This is a genomic window from Rothia sp. 27098_8_27 (assembly GCF_041432805.1).
Lineage (GTDB): Bacteria > Actinomycetota > Actinomycetes > Actinomycetales > Micrococcaceae > Rothia > Rothia mucilaginosa.
Genome location: NZ_JAPWAJ010000003.1, coordinates 94,776 through 116,021 on the forward strand (window position 1 = coordinate 94,776; position 21,246 = coordinate 116,021).

Annotated in this window: 20 protein-coding genes; 9 read left to right on the plus strand and 11 right to left on the minus strand. The window is 60.0% G+C overall.

Translation table 11 applies throughout. From position 1 onward, the window contains the following. Positions 1 to 120 precede the first annotated feature (120 nt). The gene (locus tag O3675_RS05150; protein WP_303939759.1) at positions 121 to 507 is read right to left on the minus strand and encodes a hypothetical protein; all 387 of its coding nucleotides are present in this window, start codon (positions 505 to 507) and stop codon (positions 121 to 123) included. A gap of 141 nt (positions 508 to 648) precedes the next feature. Between O3675_RS05150 and O3675_RS05155 the strand changes: the two genes are divergently transcribed. Further along, the gene (locus O3675_RS05155; protein ID WP_005508322.1) at positions 649 to 1,140 is read left to right on the plus strand and encodes a YajQ family cyclic di-GMP-binding protein; all 492 of its coding nucleotides are present in this window, start codon (positions 649 to 651) and stop codon (positions 1,138 to 1,140) included. Positions 1,141 to 1,336: 196 nt separating this feature from the next. Here O3675_RS05155 and htpX read toward each other — a convergent pair whose 3' ends face one another. Both htpX and O3675_RS05165 read right to left on the minus strand, forming a co-directional pair. Then, positions 1,337 to 2,221, minus strand: a complete 885-nt coding sequence (gene htpX / locus O3675_RS05160) for a zinc metalloprotease HtpX (protein ID WP_314422491.1) — start codon at positions 2,219 to 2,221, stop codon at positions 1,337 to 1,339. A 139-nt stretch (positions 2,222 to 2,360) separates the two neighbouring features. Then, a complete protein-coding gene (locus tag O3675_RS05165) occupies positions 2,361 to 2,624 on the minus strand; it encodes a hypothetical protein (protein WP_005504804.1) in 264 nt (87 codons plus the stop codon). A gap of 194 nt (positions 2,625 to 2,818) precedes the next feature. Here O3675_RS05165 and O3675_RS05170 point away from each other — a divergent pair, with 194 nt between their 5' ends. Next, positions 2,819 to 3,409, plus strand: a complete 591-nt coding sequence (locus O3675_RS05170) for a Fur family transcriptional regulator (RefSeq protein ID WP_070674862.1) — start codon at positions 2,819 to 2,821, stop codon at positions 3,407 to 3,409. 132 nt (positions 3,410 to 3,541) lie between these two features. Here the strand turns inward: O3675_RS05170 and O3675_RS05175 are convergent, their stop codons facing one another. Next, positions 3,542 to 4,876: an SseB family protein gene (locus O3675_RS05175; RefSeq protein WP_371571363.1), complete on the minus strand. Its 1,335-nt coding sequence runs from the start codon at positions 4,874 to 4,876 to the stop codon at positions 3,542 to 3,544. Between the two features lie 279 nt (positions 4,877 to 5,155). On the opposite strand from O3675_RS05175, the gene O3675_RS05180 reads away from it, so the two are divergent. Both O3675_RS05180 and rarD read left to right on the plus strand, forming a co-directional pair. After that, positions 5,156 to 6,493, plus strand: coding sequence for a DUF6882 domain-containing protein (locus O3675_RS05180; RefSeq protein ID WP_371571366.1), 1,338 nt, complete (start codon positions 5,156 to 5,158; stop codon positions 6,491 to 6,493). 189 nt (positions 6,494 to 6,682) lie between these two features. Continuing rightward, positions 6,683 to 7,708: an EamA family transporter RarD gene (gene rarD / locus O3675_RS05185; RefSeq protein ID WP_371571367.1), complete on the plus strand. Its 1,026-nt coding sequence runs from the start codon at positions 6,683 to 6,685 to the stop codon at positions 7,706 to 7,708. 108 nt (positions 7,709 to 7,816) lie between these two features. On the opposite strand, the gene O3675_RS05190 is transcribed toward rarD, so the two are convergent. The 4 genes from O3675_RS05190 to O3675_RS05205 form a co-directional block, all read right to left on the minus strand. Then, a complete protein-coding gene (locus O3675_RS05190) occupies positions 7,817 to 7,960 on the minus strand; it encodes a methionine/alanine import family NSS transporter small subunit (RefSeq protein WP_080974908.1) in 144 nt (47 codons plus the stop codon). Between the two features lie 8 nt (positions 7,961 to 7,968). Further along, the gene (locus O3675_RS05195) at positions 7,969 to 9,552 is read right to left on the minus strand and encodes a sodium-dependent transporter (protein ID WP_049331769.1); all 1,584 of its coding nucleotides are present in this window, start codon (positions 9,550 to 9,552) and stop codon (positions 7,969 to 7,971) included. A gap of 380 nt (positions 9,553 to 9,932) precedes the next feature. Beyond that, positions 9,933 to 10,994, minus strand: coding sequence for a polyprenyl synthetase family protein (locus O3675_RS05200; protein WP_314928670.1), 1,062 nt, complete (start codon positions 10,992 to 10,994; stop codon positions 9,933 to 9,935). A 54-nt stretch (positions 10,995 to 11,048) separates the two neighbouring features. Next, positions 11,049 to 11,780: a demethylmenaquinone methyltransferase gene (locus O3675_RS05205; RefSeq protein ID WP_303981253.1), complete on the minus strand. Its 732-nt coding sequence runs from the start codon at positions 11,778 to 11,780 to the stop codon at positions 11,049 to 11,051. Positions 11,781 to 12,035: 255 nt separating this feature from the next. Here O3675_RS05205 and O3675_RS05210 point away from each other — a divergent pair, with 255 nt between their 5' ends. The 3 genes from O3675_RS05210 (at position 12,036) to O3675_RS05220 (ending at position 14,609) form a co-directional block, all read left to right on the plus strand. After that, positions 12,036 to 12,860, plus strand: a complete 825-nt coding sequence (locus O3675_RS05210) for an ABC transporter substrate-binding protein (protein WP_371571370.1) — start codon at positions 12,036 to 12,038, stop codon at positions 12,858 to 12,860. A gap of 132 nt (positions 12,861 to 12,992) precedes the next feature. Further along, positions 12,993 to 13,796: an amino acid ABC transporter permease gene (locus tag O3675_RS05215; RefSeq protein WP_005504788.1), complete on the plus strand. Its 804-nt coding sequence runs from the start codon at positions 12,993 to 12,995 to the stop codon at positions 13,794 to 13,796. Between the two features lie 33 nt (positions 13,797 to 13,829). After that, on the plus strand, positions 13,830 to 14,609 hold the full coding sequence (locus tag O3675_RS05220) for an amino acid ABC transporter ATP-binding protein (RefSeq protein ID WP_314841865.1): 780 nt from the start codon (positions 13,830 to 13,832) through the stop codon (positions 14,607 to 14,609). Between the two features lie 101 nt (positions 14,610 to 14,710). Here O3675_RS05220 and O3675_RS05225 read toward each other — a convergent pair whose 3' ends face one another. From O3675_RS05225 to O3675_RS05235, 3 genes are all read right to left on the minus strand, one after another. Then, complete coding sequence (locus tag O3675_RS05225; RefSeq protein WP_070615274.1) at positions 14,711 to 15,544, minus strand: oxidoreductase; 834 nt, start codon at positions 15,542 to 15,544, stop codon at positions 14,711 to 14,713. A gap of 224 nt (positions 15,545 to 15,768) precedes the next feature. Then, on the minus strand, positions 15,769 to 16,146 hold the full coding sequence (locus O3675_RS05230) for a cupin domain-containing protein (protein WP_049327511.1): 378 nt from the start codon (positions 16,144 to 16,146) through the stop codon (positions 15,769 to 15,771). A 167-nt stretch (positions 16,147 to 16,313) separates the two neighbouring features. Beyond that, positions 16,314 to 17,966, minus strand: coding sequence for a phosphatase PAP2 family protein (locus tag O3675_RS05235; protein ID WP_371571373.1), 1,653 nt, complete (start codon positions 17,964 to 17,966; stop codon positions 16,314 to 16,316). Between the two features lie 293 nt (positions 17,967 to 18,259). On the opposite strand from O3675_RS05235, the gene O3675_RS05240 reads away from it, so the two are divergent. Beyond that, positions 18,260 to 19,303 (plus strand): o-succinylbenzoate synthase, encoded by a 1,044-nt coding sequence (locus O3675_RS05240; protein WP_371571376.1) that lies wholly within the window; start codon positions 18,260 to 18,262, stop codon positions 19,301 to 19,303. Between the two features lie 78 nt (positions 19,304 to 19,381). Continuing rightward, entirely contained in the window at positions 19,382 to 21,211 is a 1,830-nt protein-coding gene (menD, locus tag O3675_RS05245) for a 2-succinyl-5-enolpyruvyl-6-hydroxy-3-cyclohexene-1-carboxylic-acid synthase (protein WP_371571378.1), read from the plus strand. Positions 21,212 to 21,246 lie beyond the last annotated feature (35 nt).

The window sequence follows — 21,246 nt, forward strand, 5'->3', positions numbered from 1 at the left end:
GTGCACGCTCACCGCGCATCTATATCTATCGCGCATATCTATCGCAGCGCCCGCGCTCTCACCTCATAAATAAAGCCCTCATGAATAAAGCCGTAAATAAAGCTACCGCCTACAGCAACTTTAGAAGGAGCGGGACGGAGTATCGCCATCCTGCTCAAGCAGAAGCACAATCTCCAGGTGCTCCAGATAGCGGCGCGCCTGCTCCACAGTGCACATGTCGCCAGCAATCTCACGCTCCAGGTCACGGCGAACGCCACGGAAACGCGCCACCAGCGAAGGCTCCGTCAGAGTGATACCGATACCGTCAAAGGGAGAAGGCTCAGCATCTTCCTCATGCAGGTCAAGATGAATCTCGTGGTGGTCAGATTCGTTGAGACGCTCCGCCTCAGGAATACCCTCGGGCTCAGCACCCAGAGAGGTATGCAGGTCGATGAAAAGGAGGGTTTGCAGGTCGCGAGCTTCCTCGCTCGTGTGCAGGTCCGTTACGGACAGGTTAGGAGTGGTCATATTTCTATTGTCCTCTCTTAAGGTTAGTAACGCCTGTAAAACAGGCCCGTATTTCTGATAGTTAGCTGTGAACAAGAGCCCCAACCCGGTAGGCTAGTACTAACCGGTGCCAGTAGCACCTCATTCACGAAAGGAAGGCCCATGGCTAGCGAATCGTCATTCGACATTGTGTCCAAGGTGGACAAGCAGGAAGTTTCCAACGCACTGCACCAGGCGCAGAAGGAAATCTCCCAGCGTTACGACTTCCGCGGCGTAGGTGCAGAAATCGACTACTCCGGCGACAAGATCCTCATCAAGGCAAACGCCGAAGAGCGCGCCCTGGCAGTGCTCGACGTTTTCCAGTCCAAGCTGGTCAAGCGCGGCATCTCCCTGAAGTCCCTGGACTCCGGCAAGCCCTACGCATCCGGCAAGGAAACCCGTATCGAGTGCTCCATCAAGGAAGGCATCGCCCAGGACCAGGCGAAGAAGATTTCCAAGATGATCCGCGAAGAGGGCCCCAAGGGCGTGAAGGCAAACATCCAGGGCGATGAGCTGCGCGTCTCCTCCAAGTCCCGCGATGACCTGCAGGAAGTTATTGCAATGCTCAAGTCCGCTGACCTTGAGGTTGACCTGCAGTTCGTCAACTACCGCTAAGCACAGGCACTCCCCCGCCATGGGTGAGGGAGGCGGTTAGAAGCCAAAATGCAAAATCCTCGGGGTGACTACTTCCACAGTAGCCACCCCGAGGATTTTTTGTCTGCCAACCCGTCATCGCGGGTCACAATCGTCACCCTGAGTCATATTTATACGGGGTCATATTCGTACCCGAATGGTTCAGCAGAGAAAAGACTTAGTACTGCCCCATCTCACGAGCCTGCTGCTGCAGACGCGCAATACGCTGATCCATCGGCGGGTGAGTAGAGAGCATATTCTTCAGCGAACCGAAGGGGTTCGCAATCATCATGGCGCTCGCCGCCTCAGTATTGCGGTTGTTCGGATCCATCGGGTACATGGACACACCGCTCTCCAGCTTGTTCAGTGCCGAAGCCAGAGCCAGCGGGTCGCCAGTCAGACGTGCGCCATCCTCGTCGGCGTCAAATTCGCGGGTGCGGCTAATAGCCATCTGAATAACCTGCGTAGCAATGGGCGCCAGCAGCGCAATCACGAACATGGCAATGGGGTTCGAGCGTTCACCGTCGCGGCTGGAACCACCAAACATCGCACCGAACGACAGGAACTGAGCAACAGTACCGATGATGGAGGCGATACCCGCCGCCACCGAAGAGGTGAGGATATCGCGGTTGTACACGTGCATCAGCTCGTGGCCGAGCACGCCGCGCATCTCGCGCTCATCCAGCAACTGCAAAATACCCTCGGTGCAACACACCGCCGCGTTCTGGGGGTTACGACCGGTTGCAAACGCATTCGGGGTCATGGTCGGTGCCACGTAAAGGGCGGGCATGGGCTGACCCGCGCGGGAGGAAAGCTCCTCCACAATGTCGTAAAGCACCGGAACCTCTTCGCGGCTGACCGGGTAAGCATTCATGGAACGCAGAGCAAGCTTATCGGAGTTCCAGTAGGTGTACGCGACCGAACCCAAGCTAAACAGGCCCATAACCCAGATGAAAATGGAGGTGCGGAAAGTCGCCGAAAGCAGGCCACCGATGAGCAGCATCATGCCCACCATGGAGCCCATCAACAGGGCAGTTTTCAGTCCGTTGTTATGGCTGTGCATGGGTATCCTCCTGAACAATTAGGTCAGTGCGTACAGCGTGTACTTGACTCTATAGATTACGTGCAAGCACCCGCGGGCGCACCTTCTGGAGCGCAGATTCACCCAGAGCGTCACCCATACGCCGAAAGATCAAAAGGGATTAGGGAATGGCGCCAGGGATATTCACCAGAGGCACCTGCTCCAGCACCTGCGCCGTAGCAGTCGGAAAAATACCGAGCAGCAGAATCGTGCCGTACGCGCCCAGAAAAAGGATGAAGAGCAGACCGAGCATCAGCTGACCCTCCAGATCAAAACCGGTGGTAGTACTGCGGTACTGGCCGTAAATCACCGGGGTCACGATGGGCACACCGAAGAGCAGAATCATCAGCAGAATGTAGATGGGGTTTGTGAAGTCGTACACCATGACCCTATCCTCCTTGATGGTGATTGCCGGTACGGGTTACTCTAGGTTCTTTGATTGTACGGCATCTCTTCACACCCGAGACCGGGACGAGGAGGGGCGCCACAGAGTGGATGAAAGGGACGCCCTGCCGGCTTATTATGAGTTTTTCATAAGATAATGATGAATTTCTCATAATAATGTGTAGACTTAAACCTATGACCGACGCAAAGACAACCTCCGACACGAAGAAGACCCAGCACCCAGACCATCACAACACCGGTTGCGCCCACACCACCGGCCTGCCCCTGCTCTCCGCAATGAGCCCCGAACAGCTCGAAGAAGCATGGACCACCGGACTGCGCGCCAGGGGCCGCCGCGTCACCAAGCAGCGCCTCGCCGTACTCCACGCAGTACAGGAGCACCCGCACTCCACCGCGGACACCATCGTGCAGGCAGTCCGCGAGCGCATCCCCGCCATCACGGTTCAGTCGGTCTACGTGATTCTTGCCGACCTGACCGACATCGACCTGCTGCGCAAGTTTGAGCCGCCGGGAACCCCCGCACTCTACGAAACCCGCACGGGCGACAACCACCACCACGCCTTCTGCGTACGTTGCGGCAAGGTCGAAGATGTGGACTGCGCGGTCGGCTCCGCGCCCTGCCTGACCCCCAGCGATTTTCACGGTATGGCGCTCTTCAGCGCAGACGTGCTCTACCAGGGCGTATGTGTAGACTGCCAGACCGAGCAGGAGGCGGCACTCGCCCGCACCCAGCAGGAAGCGGCAGCACGCATCCTGGCGGCATAACCCTATAGCCCCGGGAGTCTCGGGCAGGCTCGGTCATGAGCGTTTTAAACCGTTGAGGCGGCGACACAAGCAGTGTCGCCGCCTCAACGGTTTAAGTTATTTAATGCAGGAGCTGTTATTCAATGCACGAACTTAGGCGCCCATACGGGGCTGAGAGCCCACAATCTCCAACAGCTCGCGGATCTGCGCCGCGGTCAACACCGTGGAGGGGTTAATCGCGTTCACCTTCACGCTCGGTGCACCGATCTCCAGGGCGTAACGCAGAATATCCAGGGCGTTCGCCGAACGCACCTCAATATGCGGGTCCAGTGCCGCAATCTCAATGGCCGAGGTGAACACCAGCAGGCTCTGCGGGTTGCCGTTCTCATCCGGGTCAAACACGAAGGAGGTACCGGACGGGTCGGCAGGGTCAACACCCACCAGCAGCACGGACGCCGGGGACACCAGCGAGCCGAGTAGCATCTGCATGTTGTCCTGCACCAGCGCCATTTTCGCGCCATCATTGCGGGGAGAAGTGATAATCCACTGCACCTGAGCGCGCTCAATGTAGCACTCGTGATCGGTGCCGGGGTCAACCACGATCAGGTCCAGCGCCTCATTGTTGAGGAAGTCAATGAAGACCTTCATCGCCGGTTCGCGCAGAATCAGCTCGTCGCCCTCGGATTCCTGACGCACGTAGCTCTTACCAATGTGCTCGGAGGAGGAGAAGACACACAGCGCCTGCATACCGGTCTCGGGCATACGAATGACCTGGTGGGTCAGTACCGATTCGGGGCCCATCAGGTCGGTTTCAGAAGGAATTAGCAGGGAACCGGTCGCATCCAGTAGAACGTCGCCACCGAGCATCGTGCGGACCACGTTAATGAGGGTTCGCTCCTGCACATCGTTACGGAAGGTCTCCAAGGCAGCGACCAGGTAGGGGTTCGGAATCTCGTGCTCGCTCGAAGACAGTGATTCTGCGGCAGAATGGCGTGCACGGCCCTCCATACGCTCACGAGCCCACTGAGGGATACGCGAAGCATCACGAGGGAACTCAGCCAGGTGCTCACGCACGTCAGTTGCGGTCAGGGTGCCTTCATTCTTCCAGCTGGCAGGCTCATCGTCACGGTTATAGGAGGCCCCCACGCTGAACTGCGGGTTGGGCCAGCCGGTTGCCGCCACCACGATGGAGGCGGTGAACCAGGTGCCGCGGTTACCGTCGTAGGCGGCACGCTGCAATTTGCGGACCTCAGCAATAATGGGCGAGCCGTCCTTGAGCGGGCCGATAGTGCCGATAATCTCTTCACCGTCGCGGAATTCACGCACACGCACGAAAATCTGACCTGCCAGAGGCTTGACGTCCAGCACCATTTCGCTCCAGCCGGGGTCAACACTAACGACATCCAGCAGCCAGCTTCCAATGTTGTTCAGCGCATCCTGGATGCGCGCGGCACGGCTACTCGTCTCGGCAAGGCGGGGTTCAGTCATAGTTCATACATCCTTGAGTGTGAATACGGCGCGGCTGGAGGCATCCGTGTTCGGTCGTAGTATCGGCTTACAGGGTGCCGGAAGAAGCCGTCTCTTCGATTCTAACGAACACGGGCACTCAACGCAGATAGTTTACGCCGAAAGATATATGCTCTACCTCTCCCCTGTACCTCTCTAGACGGCCCATTCGACCCTCTTAACGTCCAATACGCCTAAAGCGCACCCCAAAACCGGGGATACACGGCATAGTGAACGCTAAAAGGTTGATAATCTTGAAGCATGACGAATTCTCTGCAGGACCTTATCGACGCATCGATTTTTATCTCCACCGAGTACCAGGCTCGACTCGCTGAGCTCGTGGGTACCTCCGAGTGGAACGTGGATTTCACCTCCCAGTCTCTGGATTTTGAGACCACTCCCCCGCTTTCGCTCAAGCCGCACCTGCTGGGCACCGAATCCGAGAACCGCGGTACTTGGATTTGGTCTTGGCAGCAGCTGGGCTACTTCCCCGACTCCGTTGTTTCCGCCGCTATTCAGGCGCGCGAAACCGGTGAGCGTGACGGCCTGGCCGAACTGACAACCGACGAGCTGCCCCTCTCCGAGTCCCTGGCACGCCGCCTGACCCTGGCAACCAAGACCATCAGCGGCCTGTACGCACACTACCCGCTGCCCGCGGGCGCTGGCGTGCGCGCATGGACCCTGCTGGAGGGTGCCGAGCTGACCCTCGAGGCCCCGACCTACAAGGGTATCGGTCGCGTGATCGCGAAGACCCTGCAGAGCGAAGAAATCCACAACCAGGTTCTGGCGGTGGACTCCTATGCTCAGCAGCGCGGCTTCCACATCGCCTGGGACACCGAGGCAACCGCCGTGCTGACCGCAACCGACGGTGCCCTGCGCCTGTGGTTCGACGAGGGTCGCATCAGCGGCATCGAGCAGGCTGAACCTCAGGTTGGCCCCGAGATTCTGGAGCAGTGCGCAGCCGCTGCCGCACAGCGTCGCGAATCCCTCGCCGCACTGCGCGCCGAGATTGAGCGCGTGGCAGCCGCAGAGGCAGCCGCTCAGAACGCACAGCGCGAGCAGGAGGCAGCAGAACGCGCCGCCGCACGTGCCGAGGCTGATGCAGAGCGCGCCGTCGAGATCGCCGAGCATGCACCGGTCGCAGAGACCGAGGTACCCGGCGTCGAGAGCACCGAGAACCTCTACCCCGCCGACGAGGCTCCCTTCGATCAGGAGCCGGCAGAGTACGCAGAGCCCGGCCTGGTCACCGTGGAGACCCTGCCCGGCGAGTACGAGGCAGAAGAGACCGAACAGGCTCGCGTCTACACCGACGAGTCCATCGGCGCCGAGCAGCCCGAATACGAGACCGTTGAGGCTTCCGCAGAGTACGCTGAGGAGCCGGTCGCCGCTGAGACTGTAGCTGAGCAGCCCGTCGAGGTCGAGCAGGAAGCAGCAGAATACGAAGAGCAGCACGTGGAGCCCATCCGCAACGCTGGCGCAGCTCCCGACCTGCAGGCAGAGCACGAAGAGGCAGCCCGCCGCGAGCAGGAAGAAGCTGCACGCCGCGAGGCAGAGCAGCCCAAGAAGAAGGGCTTCTTCTCCCGCTTCTTCGGCCTCTAAACCGAATACGCAGCATTCCTCAGGCGCGGTATCCTCGTGGTACCGCGCCTGCGGCGTCCCTAGCGTATGCTGCACCCCGTATCGGGTACAGTGGTGTGCGCGCATCGAAACCTGTGTGGATACCCCTGCCGGCGCATCCCGATGAATAGTTTAAAAGAACGTAACCGAAGAATCAGGTCAGACGAAACCATGTCAGAAACGCAGAAGCACACCACCCGCAACGGGTTTATCACCATCATCGGCACCTACATCATTTGGGGTCTGCTCCCCCTGTATTTTGTGCTGATGGCGCCGGCAGGACCGATTGAGATTGTGGTGGCGCGAGTGGTCTTCTCCCTCATTTTCTGCGCCCTGCTACTACCGATTGTGCGGGCAACCGCGGACTTCCGCCGCGCCCTCAAGGACCGCCGCATCATGCTGGTACTGACGGCGGCATCGTTCCTCATCTGCGCGAACTGGCTTATCTACGTGATGGCAACAACCAGCGGTCACACGATTGATGCGTCCCTGGGATATTTCATTAACCCGCTAGTCTCCGTGGTGCTGGGCGTGATTTTCCTGCAGGAGCGCCTGCGCGCCGCGCAATGGGTATCTGTCGCGATTTCATGTATCGCGGTGCTGATGATGAGCCTCATCTACGGTCAGGTACCCTGGACGGGTCTGGGCCTGGCGTTCTCCTTCGGCATCTACGGCCTGCTCAAGGCACGCGTAGCCCACGACGTGAGCCCCCTCGTCTCGTTGTCCCTGGAGACCTTTATCCTGGCACCCTTCGGCATTGCCGCCCTTTTTGTACTCAACGCTCAGGGACAAATGACCCTCTTCAGCGAAGGCGCCGGACACTTCTGGCTTCTCGCATCCACCGGCGTGGTCACCGTTGTTCCGCTGATGCTCTTTGCCGCGGCAACCAAGGCTCTGCCGCTATCAGTCATTGGCATGGTGCAGTACCTGGGCCCGACCATCCAGTTTGTTCTGGCGCTGACCGTTCTGCACGAGCAGATGAGCGCCGATAAGGTGCTGGGCCTGGGCCTCATCTGGGTTGCGCTCATCATCTTCACGGTGGATGCGCTACGCGCCTCCCGCTCCTACCGCGCCTCCGCGCTGTCGGATCCGGAGACCGGCATGATTCCGCTGGTTCAGGCGGAAAACGTACAGGCTGAGGATGCGCAGATTCTTCTGGAAGAGCAGGAGCAAACCCAGCGCTCCGAGAACAAATAGTTCCCTCCCCCGTTCTGTCCCTTCGGCACGCTCAACACCCGCATAAAATACAGCGATGCCCCGCCAACTATAAGCCGGCGGGGCATCACTGTATGTCGCGTTTACGCTCTAGAGCTCGGAGCCCTGAGCCTCAGCCGCTTCGTCCAGGGCATCCAGGTCCGGATGGCGGTGCAGGTTCAGCATCGCCAGGCCCAGGCCACCCCAGATAATCAGGATGGCCACAATCAGCATCACAATTGCAGAGATAGACATGAGGGCTCCTAACGGGTAATGGTCGTATCGACGTGGTCGTGCTCCACCTGACCGGCAATCACCGGAGGTGCCGGAGGCTTCTCAGCGGCACGAGACTTCTTCGACCAGGGCAAGAGAGAAACAACGATCGCGCCGACCAGCAGGAGCGCGCTCATACCCCAGCCGAAGATTGCCAGCATATCTGTCGGGTAACCCTCGTACGGAGTCTGAATCAGCTTGATGACGCTCTGAATCAGGGAGTAGCCAAGAACCAGCGGGGTCACGACGGCCAGCAGAACCATCCAAATCTTGCCGACCTTGATGGAGGAGTAACGGTTCAGGTGCTCGGCCAGGGCGGGCAGCGCACGCACCACGTACGCCACGACGATGATGGCGCACAGGCCGGCGGCCAGAATACCGAAGAGGTTCACGAAGTTATCGAGAATATCGAGCACGTACAGGCCGGTAGTGGTCGGCATCAGCAACAGCGAAATCACGGCGACCGGAATAATCACCAGGGCGGTGGAAGCAAGACGCGAGGTGGCGAACTTGTCCTGAACACCCGCAATAATCACCTCAAGAATCGAGATGAGGGAGGTGAAGCCCGCGAAGAGCAGGGAGCCGAAGAAGAGAATACCGATCAGCACACCGCCGGGAGCCTGAGAAATAATGGTCGGGAACGCGATGAACGCCAGACCAATACCGCTGGTCGCAACATCGCTCACCTGGGTGCCCGCAGCCTGAGCCATAAAGCCCAGAGCCGAGAACACACCAATACCCGCAAGCAGCTCGAAACCGGAGTTTGCAAAGCCAACCACGGCACCCGAACCGGTCAGGTCAGCCTTGGGCTTCAGGTAGGAGGAGTAGGTGATCATAATGCCGAAGCCGATGGACAGCGAGAAGAAAATCTGGCCGTAGGCGGCAACCCACACATCCGGGTTAGCCAGCGAATCCCAGCTGGGGGTGAACAGCGCGTTCAGACCGTCAACTGCGCCGGGCAGGGTCAGGGAGTAAATCACCAGGCCCACGAACATGACCAGCAGCAGCGGGATAAAGACGATGTTGGCCGCGCCAACACCCTTCTGCACGCCCAGAGCCATCACAGCCAGCAGCACACCCCAGACGAGAACCATGGGAATCAGGATGTTCATGTTGAAGTCCAGGGAGACACCGGGGGTGTCCGCAACCTTCAAGAACTCACCCTGGAAGAACGCCTTCGGGTTATCGCCCCACGCATTGGTGAAGGAGAAAACCATGTAACGCAACGACCACGCCACAATAGCGGCGTAGTAGATAGCGATCACGAAGTTGATACCCATGTGCCACCAGCCGATGAACTCGGTCTTGCGGTTCAGGCGGCGGAAGGCCAGCGGCGACGAAGCACGCGCACGGTGACCGATTGCGTAGTCAAAGAACAGGAAGGTCAGACCGGCGGTCAGCAGGGCGACAATGTAGGGAATCATGAAGGCGCCGCCGCCGTTATCAAATGCGATGTAGGGGAAACGCCAAATATTGCCCAGACCAACAGCAGAACCGATGGCGGCAAAGATAAAGACGCGGCGGCTCGAGAAGCCTTCGCGCTTCGCGGGCGCCTTAGGGGTAGATGCTCCCATTGTTGTAAACCTCTAGATGTGGGGACGCGGATGGTTGGTGCGAGAATAACCCGTCGGGGTGGTTGGGCTCTGCTCGCGTCCAGAAATAGTAAACGGCTCTCCAACACGGGGTGGGCGTGGGAGCCGTCAAACGTCTGAAGGGTGGATGTGCGCCTCAGGCATGCCTATAAGGATTACCTTAAAGGCATATAGCGGTCAAGGAGACCCCAGCATACGGAACTATGCGGGACAGGGCACTCGCTCACACCCACCCTGAAAACCGGTGCTGACTAGCCATAATGCAGAAAACCCCCGCTGAATCCAGGCAGATTCAGCGGGGGTTTTGAAGTATGAGACGCATCAGCACTTACGCCAGCGCACACGCTACGTGGTGAGGCATTTTAGCCCTCGCGGTGAACCACAGCGTGAGCGAAGGACTCCAGCGCAGCCTTCGCGGTGGACTCGGGCAGCGGAGCAATCGCGGCGATTGCGCGGTCCGCCCAGTCGTAAGCAATCTGCCATGCTTCCTGGGTAACCGGGTGGACGGCGAGCGCCTCCACGGCTGCTTCCAGCGCCTCGTCGGAGCTGAGGTCGGCATCCAGCAGGGCGCGAACAGCAATAGCGGATTCATCGCCGGCGGCTACCGCGCGGTCCAGCAGGATGGTCGGCAGGGTCGGCACGCCCTCACGCAGGTCGGTGCCGCGGGTCTTACCGCTGGTCTTACCGTCGCTCACAATGTCAATCACGTCGTCAGCCAGCTGGAACGCCACGCCCACCAGCTCGCCGTACGCCTTGACCATGGAGATAACATCTTCAGAAGCGCCCGAAAGCAGGGAGCCGTACTCGCCGGCTGCGGCAATCAGGGAGCCGGTCTTACCCTCAATGACGGCAATGTAGTGGTCGAGCAGGTCCTGACCCTCACGGGGGCCGGTGGTCTCAAAGAGCTGACCGAGCACCAGACGCTCAAAGGTCTGGGACTGAATCTTCATGGGGCGGGTGCCCAGCTCGGAGACCAGCAGGGATGCGCGGGAGAAGATCAGGTCGCCGGTCAGAATTGCGACGGAGTTGCCCCAAATCATCTGGGCGCTGTCCACGCCGCGGCGCTTGGGGGCGTCGTCCATAACATCGTCGTGGTAGAGGGTTGCCAGGTGGGTCAGTTCAACGACCACGGCGGCTTCGATAACCTCGTCGTTGATTTCGCCGTCGACAGCTGCCGAGAGCAGTGCCAGCAGGGGACGCACGCGCTTGCCGCCCGCAGAGAGCAGGTGACGGGATGCGACATCCGCAAGGTGGTCGGTCTGGGCGATCGCCTCGGCCAGGCGCTCCTCAATACGCGCGAGGGAGGAAAGAATCTGCGGACCCAGCTTGGGGTCTGCAGCGATGAGTTCGAAGCCTGCAGGAAGCTTCAGGTCGAGGTCTCCCAGCAGGTCGGTTGCGGCAATGGGCTGCTCTGCGTTGCTCACGGTGTCTTCTATCTTCTTGGTGTTGGTGTCTTCGGTGGTGTGTGAACGCGGTGTCTATGCGTTGTGTGCTTCGGGCTTGAAACCGCGGTGAATGGCGACGATGCCGCCGGTCAGGTTGCGGTACTGCACGGAGGTGAAGCCCGCCTCTTTGAATTTCTGCGCCAGTTCCTGCTGGTTGGGCCAGGTGATGATGGACTCGGCGAGGTATTCGTAGGATTCGGGATTGGAGGAGATTGCGCGGGCAATCGGCGGGATCGCCTTCATGATGTAGTTCTTGTAGACCGCGCCAAAGGGGGCGAAGGTCGGGGTGGAGAACTCAAGGACGACGATGCGTCCGCCGGGCTTGAGCACGCGGTAGATTTCGCTCAGTGCCTTGGGGTAGTTGGCGACGTTGCGCAGGCCGTAGGACATGGTCACTGCGTCGAAGGTTTCGTCGTCGAAGGGTAGGGCGGTGACGTCTGCCTGCACGAAGGTCATGTCGGGACGACGGCGGCGACCCACATCCAGCATGCCTTCGGAGAGGTCTGCTGCGATGACATCCACGCCGGCATCGGCGAAGGGTTCGGAGGAGACGCCGGTACCTGCGGCTACGTCCAGCACTTTCTGGCCGGGGCGTGCATCTACGGCTGCGACCGCCTGCTTGCGCCAGTGGATGTGCTGGCCGAGGGAGAGGATGCCGTTCATGAGGTCGTAGCGTTCGGCTACGGTATCGAACATGGCGGCGATGTCGCCGGTTTTCTTGTCTAGGGTTGCGCGGGTTGCGCGGGTGTTCTTCTCTGCGTTCACGCTCTCAATTGTGGCATGGAGGTTACTAGATTCGATAGTTGGGTAAACCGTAGTAGTGTCGCACGGTGCGTTAAGGTGCGTTCTGAAGTGGTTTTCGAGTCGCTAATTCGGGGTTTTATTCAGTTTTTAGGGGTGTAAATTATTCATATTCAGCAAAAATTTATGAATATTTATGTATATACTTGCATTTTTTAACATAGGCGCGCACAATAGACCATAGATTTCATAGAGCACACCCCACACAGGAGCATCCCAATGAACACCGCATCCCTCAAGCCCCTCGCACTGCTGGCAGTGCTACCTCTGGCACTGACCGGCTGCGTCTCCACCGCCAACGAGAACTCCGACGCCAACGGCGAGGTCAGCCTCGTCAAGTCCGGCACCCTCAGCGTCTGCACCAACACCCCCTACAAGCCCTTCGAATACGAAGAAAACGGCACCATCGTCGGTCTGGACGCAGACATCGCCAACGCTATCGCCTCCGACCTGGGCGTGAAGGCTCAGCTGACCTCCATCAGCTTCGAGGGCCTGGACTCCGGTACCGGTCTGGCCACCGGTCAGTGCGATATCGCCCTTGCGGGTATCGGCGTGACCGATGAACGTAAGAGCAAGATGGAATTCACCACCGTCTACTTCGACGACAACCTGGCAATCCTGGTCCCCAAGGGTTCCTCCATCACCTCCGCCGCAGACCTGAAGGGTGTCAGCGTTGGTGCGCAGCAGGCAACCAGCGGTGAAACCTACGCCAAGGAAAACGGTGCAGAGGTCATCCAGTACGAAGACACCTCCCTCATGTTCTCCGCTCTGAAGACCGGTCAGGTCAAGGCAGTCGCAGCGAACCTCTCCGTGGTGTCCGAGGCACTGACCAACGACCCGGACTCCTTCAAGATTGCCTACCAGGATTCCGAGAATACCGAGCAGATTGCCGCAGCAGTTTCCTCCAACAACAAGGCACTGCTGACCAAGGCAAACGCCACCATCGCTAAGCTCAAGGAAAACGGCGAGCTCGACAAGATGAAGGCCAAGTGGGTTGGTGCTACTTCCTCCACCTCCGCGAGCGCCTCTTCCTCCGCTTCCTAAGCGTCTAGCCGGTTAGCCTCTCCCCCAATTCAGGAGTACCCTTATTACTTTTGGGTTGGGGGATTCTCCGGCCTTCACCCTTGTGAGCGTATAAAACGCTCTTGACCGAACAGCACACGGATAAGAAAGCGCATGTCCTCTAAACTCTCACCCCGTCAGAAGCAGAAGCTCTTCCGCTACGCACAGTACGCCCTTCTGGCAGTTATCGCCCTGGCAGCCATTCTTCTGGCTGACTGGAAGACCCTCAGCCAGCAGGTATTCAACCTGGACGTTGCGGCTCAGCAGTTCCCCGACGTCATCACCGTGGCGTTGAAGAACACCCTGCTGTACACCACCCTGGGCTTCATCGTGGGCCTCTCCGGCGGTCTACTGCTGGCGCTCATGCGTATTTCTTCTATCGCCCCCTACCGTTGGATTGCGACCCTGTACGTGGAGCTTTTCCGCGGCATCCCGGCGCTGCTGGTTTTCTTCGCGTTCGGTTACGGTATTCCTCTGGCGTTCAAGATTCGCTTCGTGGATAACCTGATTCCGGTGACCCTGTCCCTGGGCATGGTTTCGGCTGCTTACATTAGTGAGGTTCTGCGTGCGGGTCTGCAGGCGATCCCGAAGGGCCAGATGGAGGCGGCACGTTCCCTGGGCATGTCCCACACTCGCGCGATGATTTCGATCATTATTCCTCAGGCGTTCCGAGTGGTTCTGCCCCCGCTGACCAACGAGGTTATCCTGCTGACCAAGGACTCCTCCCTCGTGTACCTGCTGGGCGTGACGGTTTCTCAGTACGAGCTGGCGAAGTTCGGTCGTGAGGGCCTGACCGCCGCTAACGCGGGCCTGACTCCCCTGGTGGTTGCGGGTCTGTGCTACCTGATTATCACTGTTCCGCTGGGCCAGCTCTCCGCATACTTTGAGCGCCGCACTCAGCTTGCGGGCCGCAAGTAAGCGCAACGACAGATACGGATTACGGAAGATACTATGACTGTTTCAACTTCATCCATGGCCGCCTCCTCGGTGCGCATTTCTAACCTGCACAAGTCCTACGGCAAGGTTCAGGTTCTCAAGGGCATTGACATGCAGGTCGAGCCGGGCGAGGTCGTGTGTCTGATCGGCCCTTCGGGTTCCGGTAAGTCCACCCTGCTGCGTTGCGTGAACCTGCTGGAGGAGCCGAACGACGGCACCATCATGGTGGGCGATACCGAGGTCACCGACCCGGACGTAGACATTAACCGCGTGCGTACCCACATGGGCATGGTGTTCCAGCAGTTCAACCTGTTCGGCCACCTGAACATTCTGGATAACTGCACGATCGCTCAGATCAAGGTTCTGGGCCGTTCCAAGGCGGAGGCGGAGGCGGTTGCCCGCGAGCAGCTCGCCAAGGTTGGTCTGGAAGGCAAGGAAGACCGCTTCCCGGCTCAGCTGTCCGGTGGTCAGCAGCAGCGTGTGGCTATTGCGCGTGCGCTGTCCATGAACCCGGATCTGATGCTCTTCGATGAGCCGACCAGTGCGCTCGACCCGGAGATGGTCGGCGAGGTTCTGAGCATTATGCGTAACCTTGCTGACGAGGGTATGACCATGATTGTGGTGACCCACGAGATGGCGTTCGCCCGCGAGGTCGCCGATAAGGTCGTCTTCATGGCCGACGGCGTGGTCGTGGAGGAGGGCCCCGCCGATCAGGTGATTGGCAACCCCCAGCACGAACGTACTCAGGCTTTCTTGGCGCGCGTGCTCGATCCGACCCACGCCGTAGTAGACTAGTACTAGCTCTTGAAAAACGTAGCGGGCGGTGCTGTACGAAACATTCTGTTTCGCGCAGCACCGCCCGCTTTTTAATGCTCTAGGTCGCGGCTGTTTCGGCTCTAGAAGATGCGGCGCGCCACCTTGTCAAAGAGACGATCGGGCAGCACGGTATGCAGGAACACGGAGGGCTTAGCACCGAAACCTACCAGGTAGCGGGTCTTGGGGCGGCGCGCCTCCAGGGCTCGCAGAATAGCGTTAGAGATAACCTTGGGCTCTGAGAGGTTGGAGGACGGCGAGTAGAGCTTACGCATATTTGCCGCAACCCGCTGCGCCTGAGCCGCGTAGACACCGTTTCGGGAGGATTCCTCTAGGTGGTCTGCCGCGATGAGTCCCCAGGGGGTTTTGATGCCGCCGGGCTCGATAATGACCACGTCAATACCGAACTCTTCAACTTCCATGCGCAGTGCATCGCTGAACGCCTCGAGGGCGTACTTGGTGGCGTGGTACCAGGCGCCCAGGGGCGAGGTAATACGCCCCGCCATCGAGGAGATGTTCAGGATGCGCCCGCTACCCCGTGCGCGCATATGCGGCAGCACCAGCTGGGTGAGGCGCGCCAGGCCGAAGAGGTTCACCTCGAACTGGCGGCGTGCCTCGTCGATGGGGACGTCTTCAATGGCGCCGTAGGATCCGTAGCCTGCATTGTTAATGAGCACGTCAATGCGGCCTTCTGCGTCAATGATCTGCTGTACGGCGGCTTCCATGGATGCTTCATCGGCAACATCCAGACTGAGCGCTTTCACACCCTCGGAGGCGAGCTCTTCAATCTTCTCAACGCGGCGGGCGGCACCGTAGACGGTGTAGCCGTAGCGCACCAGTAGCGGCGCCACGTCGTAGCCGATACCGGAGCTGGCCCCGGTGAGAAGAACGACGGGGCGTTGCAGTGACTTGGGCATTGCGTATCCTTTCGGGTTGCTCCCTGTGAGGTTAGCGGGAGTGTACTTTTCAGGGTACGCCCACGCGGGGTGTACGAGCGTGCAGAAAGCTCAGGGCGTAGCGTGAGGGTAATCTCCGCCGGCATATGTGAGGGCAAGAGGACAGAGAAAAAGCTCGCCGCCGCATCCGGTGCAGATGCGGCGGCGAGCTAATGTTTTGGGGTTAGGGATTTTGGGGTCGGGGTTTAGACCTCTTCGACGTCAATATTGACCTTGGGTTCGGGGTGCGACTCACCGGTCAGCATGGTCACCAGCAGGGTGGAGTCCTTCACGGCACGCAGGGAGTGCAGCAGCTTGGCGGTCACGTGAATCGGCTTGCCGGGCACCAGGGTAATATCGCGGTCCTTCACGTGGAAGATCACCTCGCCCTTGAGCACCTGCACGAAGATGGGGTGCACGCTGTGGTGCTCGTGCCAGGACTGGCCTGCAGCCAGTTCCATGAGGGTCAGGTTGCCGCCGTCGGCATCAACGATCTTGCGGGCCTGGGGCTTATCTTCAAAGGGGGTCAGCGCTTCGGTGAGCTGGGGGAATACGAGGACGCGGCCTTCATGGGTACCTGCCATGGTACGCACCTTTCTCTTCAGGGGTGAGTGAAAGGGGGCGCGCACCCCCTCCCTATTATTGGTATTTAAAATACTAAATTATTTATATTGTATTCCCCTCCCCGCAACAGGACAATGCTTCAGCTCACACCGAGCTAATGCACCCCGAGCAGGGAGGGGAACAACATTTACTGATAACTCCACACCTTCGAATAAGCGGAGCGATTACTATTACGCGGACGTAGCAGGTTCACCATCAACGCCGTCGTACCAAAGCTCACCGCAATAATCATGCAGGTCGCCGCGGTAAACGCACCACCGGGAATCGGCGCAAAAATCGCAATCAGATACAGGATGACCGCGCAGAACGACAGGAACAGCGTCGCAATCGTCATCAACGGCACCAGCACCAAACCGCCACGCGCCGGCACCGCAAAATCTGCCGGACGCACATAACGCAACACACCCATACCCACGACCGTCCAGATGGCGGTGACCAGAATAGCGGTCACCACATCAGCCGGTCGGTGCCAACCGTTAATAATCGTGGAGGCGCCCGTCAGGCAGGTCGCCACCGCCGCGCAGAGAGCCACCGTGGGCCGCAAGAAACGAGGCGCCGCCAAAAAGAGCGCCGCGCCAGCCGCCGCTGCGAAGGTCGTGTGGCCACTGGGCGCCGAGTTGCTCAGCGCCTCCTGAACACCCAGGTCGGGCTTCACAATCAGGTAGTGCTTGAGCAGATATGTACTCGTCACCGCCGCAGCCCCAACTAGCACGCCAATCAGCGAGGGCAGGAACCGGTGCTTCCAAATCAGCACCGCAATCAGACCCAGCACCGCAATCACACCAACAATCGTGGGCAAAGAATCCAGCGCAGTCAGGGTCGGACCGCGGTAACTCTTGAACTGATGCGCATACTCGGTGTACGCCTGCTCATCAACCTGCTGGCCGGTCGCCGTGTAAATGAAGAACACAAACGCACCGTAGAGAGACAGACCCAAGAACAGCAACGCCATCACGTGACGCATCAAAATACCGGTACTCGGAAGATGGTGCCCCTGCTCTTCGCCGGGACGATTCACCGGGCGGCCCGAAGCATCCACGGGAACCTGACCGGTCTGAACATACGCACCGTTCGGGTAGGCGGCGGCAGGATACGCCTCGGGAGGATAAGCCACCGGCTGCGGAGGCATCGCACGCGTGGGAAGAGGCTGTTGAGCACCTATCTGAGGCGCACCCATTGGGGAAGCACCCATCTGATTGTTCAGCGGGAAACCGCTCACCGGAGGCTTCGGCGGGTCCAGACGGCGCGTAGCCTGCATCGGTTCATCCACACTGTAGTTCCCCTGGGAAGCACGTTCCTGCGGCGAGGGAATCGTCTCAGGAATCTTAATGGGGGCACGGTAAGCGCGCGGCAAAGGACGAGTCGCGCCAATAACCTCTGAGGTGTCGGGGTGCGAAGAAATAACTTCGGTATTCGCAGATTCAGCGTTCGCGGAACCGGTATTCATGGAACCTGCAGGCGCAGTTTTGTTAGCCGGCGAGGAACCGTAATCCGTCAAAACTTTCGTGCGGTCATCACTGTGCGTAGCGGCAGGGGTAGCCGTTTCGTGGGAGGTGAGCACCTGGGTAGCATCCTGATAATCAGAGAGCACCGCAGTCGGGTCCTGATAATCAGAGAGCACCGCAGTCTCATCAGAGGAAAACACCGTAGTGGGCGCATTGTCAGTAGCGGCCGCATGCACATCAGCGGGGTGAAGCACACTGGTAGCATCGAGGTTTTCGGAGCTCTCCCAACCGGAGTTTTCCGAACCCGATGTATTTGCCGGTGTTTTCTTCTTCATAACCCTTTGTACCTTCTCGCCCTCATGTCTGTTAGTGATACCCGAGCCCGCCGATGCCAGCCCCTCAAAACGGTAGCCCCCAAGCTGCCGTTTTATGCGAAGCACCGTCCGAGTTCTCGGGCGAATAACTACCTACTATCCCAGGTTAAGCTATGAAAAACTAAAGTTTTTTCGACCACAACCTGAGAGTTTCCAGAGAATGCGTGACAGGGTGCGAGCGCACCCACCCGCCCCCAGAATGTTATGGTGAGCTCATAGCGCATCACAGAAGGGCAGATACCTTGAACACCAGTATGAGCGTGCCGCCTCTCGGCTACGGTTTTCACCTCACGAACACTCCCCTGCCGCCGCTGCAGGAGGTTCTGGAGAACCTGTTCACGGTCGAAATTCCGATGACGGTCACCTTCCGCGGGGTCAACAGTCGCCAGAGTGCGCTGATTCGCGGCCCGCACGGCTGGGGCGAGTTTGCACCCTTCCTCGAGTACGGTGCGCAGGAGTCTGCCGCGTGGCTTGCCTGCGCGCTAGAGGCGGCGTGGCTGCCCACCCCGGAGCCGGTGCGTACGCGCATCCCGCTGAACGCGACCCTGCCTGCGGTACCTGCGGAGCGTGTGCCGGAGGTGCTCGCCAAGTACGAGGGGGAGATTCAGGAACTCAAAATCAAGGTGGCTGAGAAGGGTCAGAGCCTCACTGACGATATTGCCCGCGTGGCGGCGGCACGAGATGCCCTCCCTAATGCACGCCTGAAGGTGGACGCGAACATGGGCTACACCCTCGACGGTGCCCTTGAGGCACTGCGCAAGCTCTGCGAGTACGGCATTATCTACGCCGAACAGCCCGTGGCATCCATTGAAGATATGGCGGCGCTCCGCTTTGCCATTGCCAAGGAGGGGCTGCCCGCCCGCATCGCCGCGGACGAGTCGATTCGCAAGGCGGAAGACCCGCTGAAGGTGGCGCGCGCAAACGCCGCGGACCTGATGGTTATTAAGGCGGCGCCGCTGGGCGGTGTACGTCGTGCGCTCGCGCTGGTGGAGCAGGCGCAGCTTCCGGCGGTGGTGTCTTCTGCGCTGGAGTCTTCGGTGGGCATTGCCACCGGTGCCTCCCTGGCGGCCTCCCTACCGACCTTGAGGTACGGGTGCGGTCTGGGCACGGTCTCCCTCATGGCTGAGGACGTCACCGACGAGCCGCTCATCGCCCGCGACGGGTTCATGGACCTGCGCACCATCACCCCCAGCCCGCAGCGCCTGGAGCGTCTTGCCACCGACAAGCAGACCCGCCAGTGGTGGGTGGAGCGCGTCACCGCCTGCTACCGGGTTCTGGAACGCGCCTGCGGACTGTGACGACTGCAGTTATCAAGGTCGCGCCCGTGAAGGGTAACCATAACTGAATGAAAAACCTTACGGCATTAGAATGGTACGGTGACTGAAAACCGCTCAACCCCCGCCATGCTCACCGCAGTATCCGTGCTCGATTCGCTGATTCGTGCCGGTATGCGGCATGTTGTCGTGTCTCCGGGTTCCCGTAGCGCACCTCTTGCGTACGCTATTGCCGCCGCCGCTGAAGCCGGCGCGCTCATTGCGCATGTGCGCGTGGACGAGCGAAGTGCAGCCTTTACCGCCCTCGGTATTGCCAAGGCATCCGGTCAGCCCGTGGGTCTGGTGTGCACCTCCGGTACGGCTCTGGGCGAGTACGTGCCCGCCGTCATGGAGGCGTACCACGCCGGTGTGCCCCTGGCGGTGCTGAGCGCTGACCGCCCGGAGCGTCTGCGTGGTAGCGGCGTGAATCAGACGACCCGTCAGGCGAGTTTCTTCCATCCTTTTGTGCGTGCTGAAGCCGATCTGACCTCCTACCCCGAGCAGGTGGAGGGCGAGCAGACTCAGGCCTTTGCCGCCTGCCTGAATGCGCTGACCGGTCGTAGCGCCGAGCACTGGCGCAAGCAGTCGGCGGAACCGATTGGCCCGGTGCACCTGAACATTTGTTTCGATACGCCGCTGACCCCCTCTGGCCGTTTTGCGCAGATGCTGCCGCAGTGGGCACAGAGCCTGCTGGAGGATTACGACCCGCAGGCTGAGGGTCGCGCCCGCGCCGCCCGCGCTGAAGGTTCAGGACTCTCCAGCGCCGAGCAGCGTTGGCTTCTGGACTCTTTGGAGGCACAGGCGGACCTAGCGGAGTTCACCCCGGCACACCGCACCGTGGTGGTTGCCGCTGACGGTGCCGGCGAGTTCGCGGCTGAGTTCGCGCGCGTGCTGAACCTGCCACTCTTTGCTGAGCCCTCCTCCGAGGCGCGCCACGGTGCCACCTCGATTCCTCACTACCCACAGCTGCTCGGCGATGAGTCTTTCGTGCCCGCCGCGCAGATTGAGCGTGTGGTGCTCTTCGGCCACCCGACGCTCTCGCGCCCGATTACGGCGCTGCTGGAACGCGAAGATATTCAGTGCGCGTTCTACGCCCCGCGCCGCGCCAGCTGGTACGATCCGGGCGCTCGCTCCTTCGTGGAGCTGTCAACCCCGCACGAGCTTGCCGAGTTTGCGTGCGCTTCCTCTGCTGCCGCTGATGAGCTGGTGGACGAGCTGAGCTGGCTAGAGCAGTGGGTTGAGCCCGCCCGCGAGCTGCAGGATGAGTGCCTGCGCGCCATTGCCGCCTACGAACACCCGGGTGCTGAGAGCTCGGTTGACTACACCGATTACCGCAACCGCACCGCCGGCCGCTCCTACTCCCGCCGCGTCTGGCAGGATGCGGTGGCTCAGCGCCGCCTCATGGTGCTGGGTTCTTCAAACCTGGTGCGTGATTTGGATGCGGCAGCCCCCGCTCTGGGTGAGCCCGCCCCCGCGCGCGTGTTTGCTAATCGCGGTCTTGCCGGTATTGACGGGACGATTGCGACCGCTATTGGTGTGTCTCTGTCGGGCTACTACCCCGCCGGTGTGGATGAGAACTCCCGCCCGGTCATTGGCGGCACCGCCCTGCCGGTGACCCTGCTGTGCGGTGACCTGACCTTCCAACACGATGTGTCCTCGCTGAACCTGCCGAATACGGAACTTCTGCCCAAACTGCGCGTTGAGGTCTTTGACGATGCCGGCGGCGGTATTTTCACGACCCTTGAACACGGTGATATGGCTCGTCAGGAGCAGTTCACCGCCGCTGTGGATCGTTTCTTCACGGTGGCTGCCGCCCCGAACACTGATTTGGCGCGCATGGCTGCCGGTTTTGGGACCGAATCGGGCATTGAGGTGCGCATTCACACACCCTAAAGCCGTTTCTAAAGGTTGCAGGCTAAGCCCCGTGC

Coding starts and splice junctions, on each gene's coding strand:
- O3675_RS05150 (WP_303939759.1), bottom strand. CDS start 507: ATGACCACTCCTAACCTGTCCGTAACGGACCTGCACACGAGCGAGGAA.
- O3675_RS05155 (WP_005508322.1), top strand. CDS start 649: ATGGCTAGCGAATCGTCATTCGACATTGTGTCCAAGGTGGACAAGCAG.
- htpX (WP_314422491.1), bottom strand. CDS start 2,221: ATGCACAGCCATAACAACGGACTGAAAACTGCCCTGTTGATGGGCTCC.
- O3675_RS05165 (WP_005504804.1), bottom strand. CDS start 2,624: ATGGTGTACGACTTCACAAACCCCATCTACATTCTGCTGATGATTCTG.
- O3675_RS05170 (WP_070674862.1), top strand. CDS start 2,819: ATGACCGACGCAAAGACAACCTCCGACACGAAGAAGACCCAGCACCCA.
- O3675_RS05175 (WP_371571363.1), bottom strand. CDS start 4,876: ATGACTGAACCCCGCCTTGCCGAGACGAGTAGCCGTGCCGCGCGCATC.
- O3675_RS05180 (WP_371571366.1), top strand. CDS start 5,156: ATGACGAATTCTCTGCAGGACCTTATCGACGCATCGATTTTTATCTCC.
- rarD (WP_371571367.1), top strand. CDS start 6,683: ATGTCAGAAACGCAGAAGCACACCACCCGCAACGGGTTTATCACCATC.
- O3675_RS05190 (WP_080974908.1), bottom strand. CDS start 7,960: ATGTCTATCTCTGCAATTGTGATGCTGATTGTGGCCATCCTGATTATC.
- O3675_RS05195 (WP_049331769.1), bottom strand. CDS start 9,552: ATGGGAGCATCTACCCCTAAGGCGCCCGCGAAGCGCGAAGGCTTCTCG.
- O3675_RS05210 (WP_371571370.1), top strand. CDS start 12,036: ATGAACACCGCATCCCTCAAGCCCCTCGCACTGCTGGCAGTGCTACCT.
- O3675_RS05215 (WP_005504788.1), top strand. CDS start 12,993: ATGTCCTCTAAACTCTCACCCCGTCAGAAGCAGAAGCTCTTCCGCTAC.
- O3675_RS05220 (WP_314841865.1), top strand. CDS start 13,830: ATGACTGTTTCAACTTCATCCATGGCCGCCTCCTCGGTGCGCATTTCT.
- O3675_RS05225 (WP_070615274.1), bottom strand. CDS start 15,544: ATGCCCAAGTCACTGCAACGCCCCGTCGTTCTTCTCACCGGGGCCAGC.
- O3675_RS05230 (WP_049327511.1), bottom strand. CDS start 16,146: ATGGCAGGTACCCATGAAGGCCGCGTCCTCGTATTCCCCCAGCTCACC.
- O3675_RS05235 (WP_371571373.1), bottom strand. CDS start 17,966: ATGAAGAAGAAAACACCGGCAAATACATCGGGTTCGGAAAACTCCGGT.
- O3675_RS05240 (WP_371571376.1), top strand. CDS start 18,260: ATGAGCGTGCCGCCTCTCGGCTACGGTTTTCACCTCACGAACACTCCC.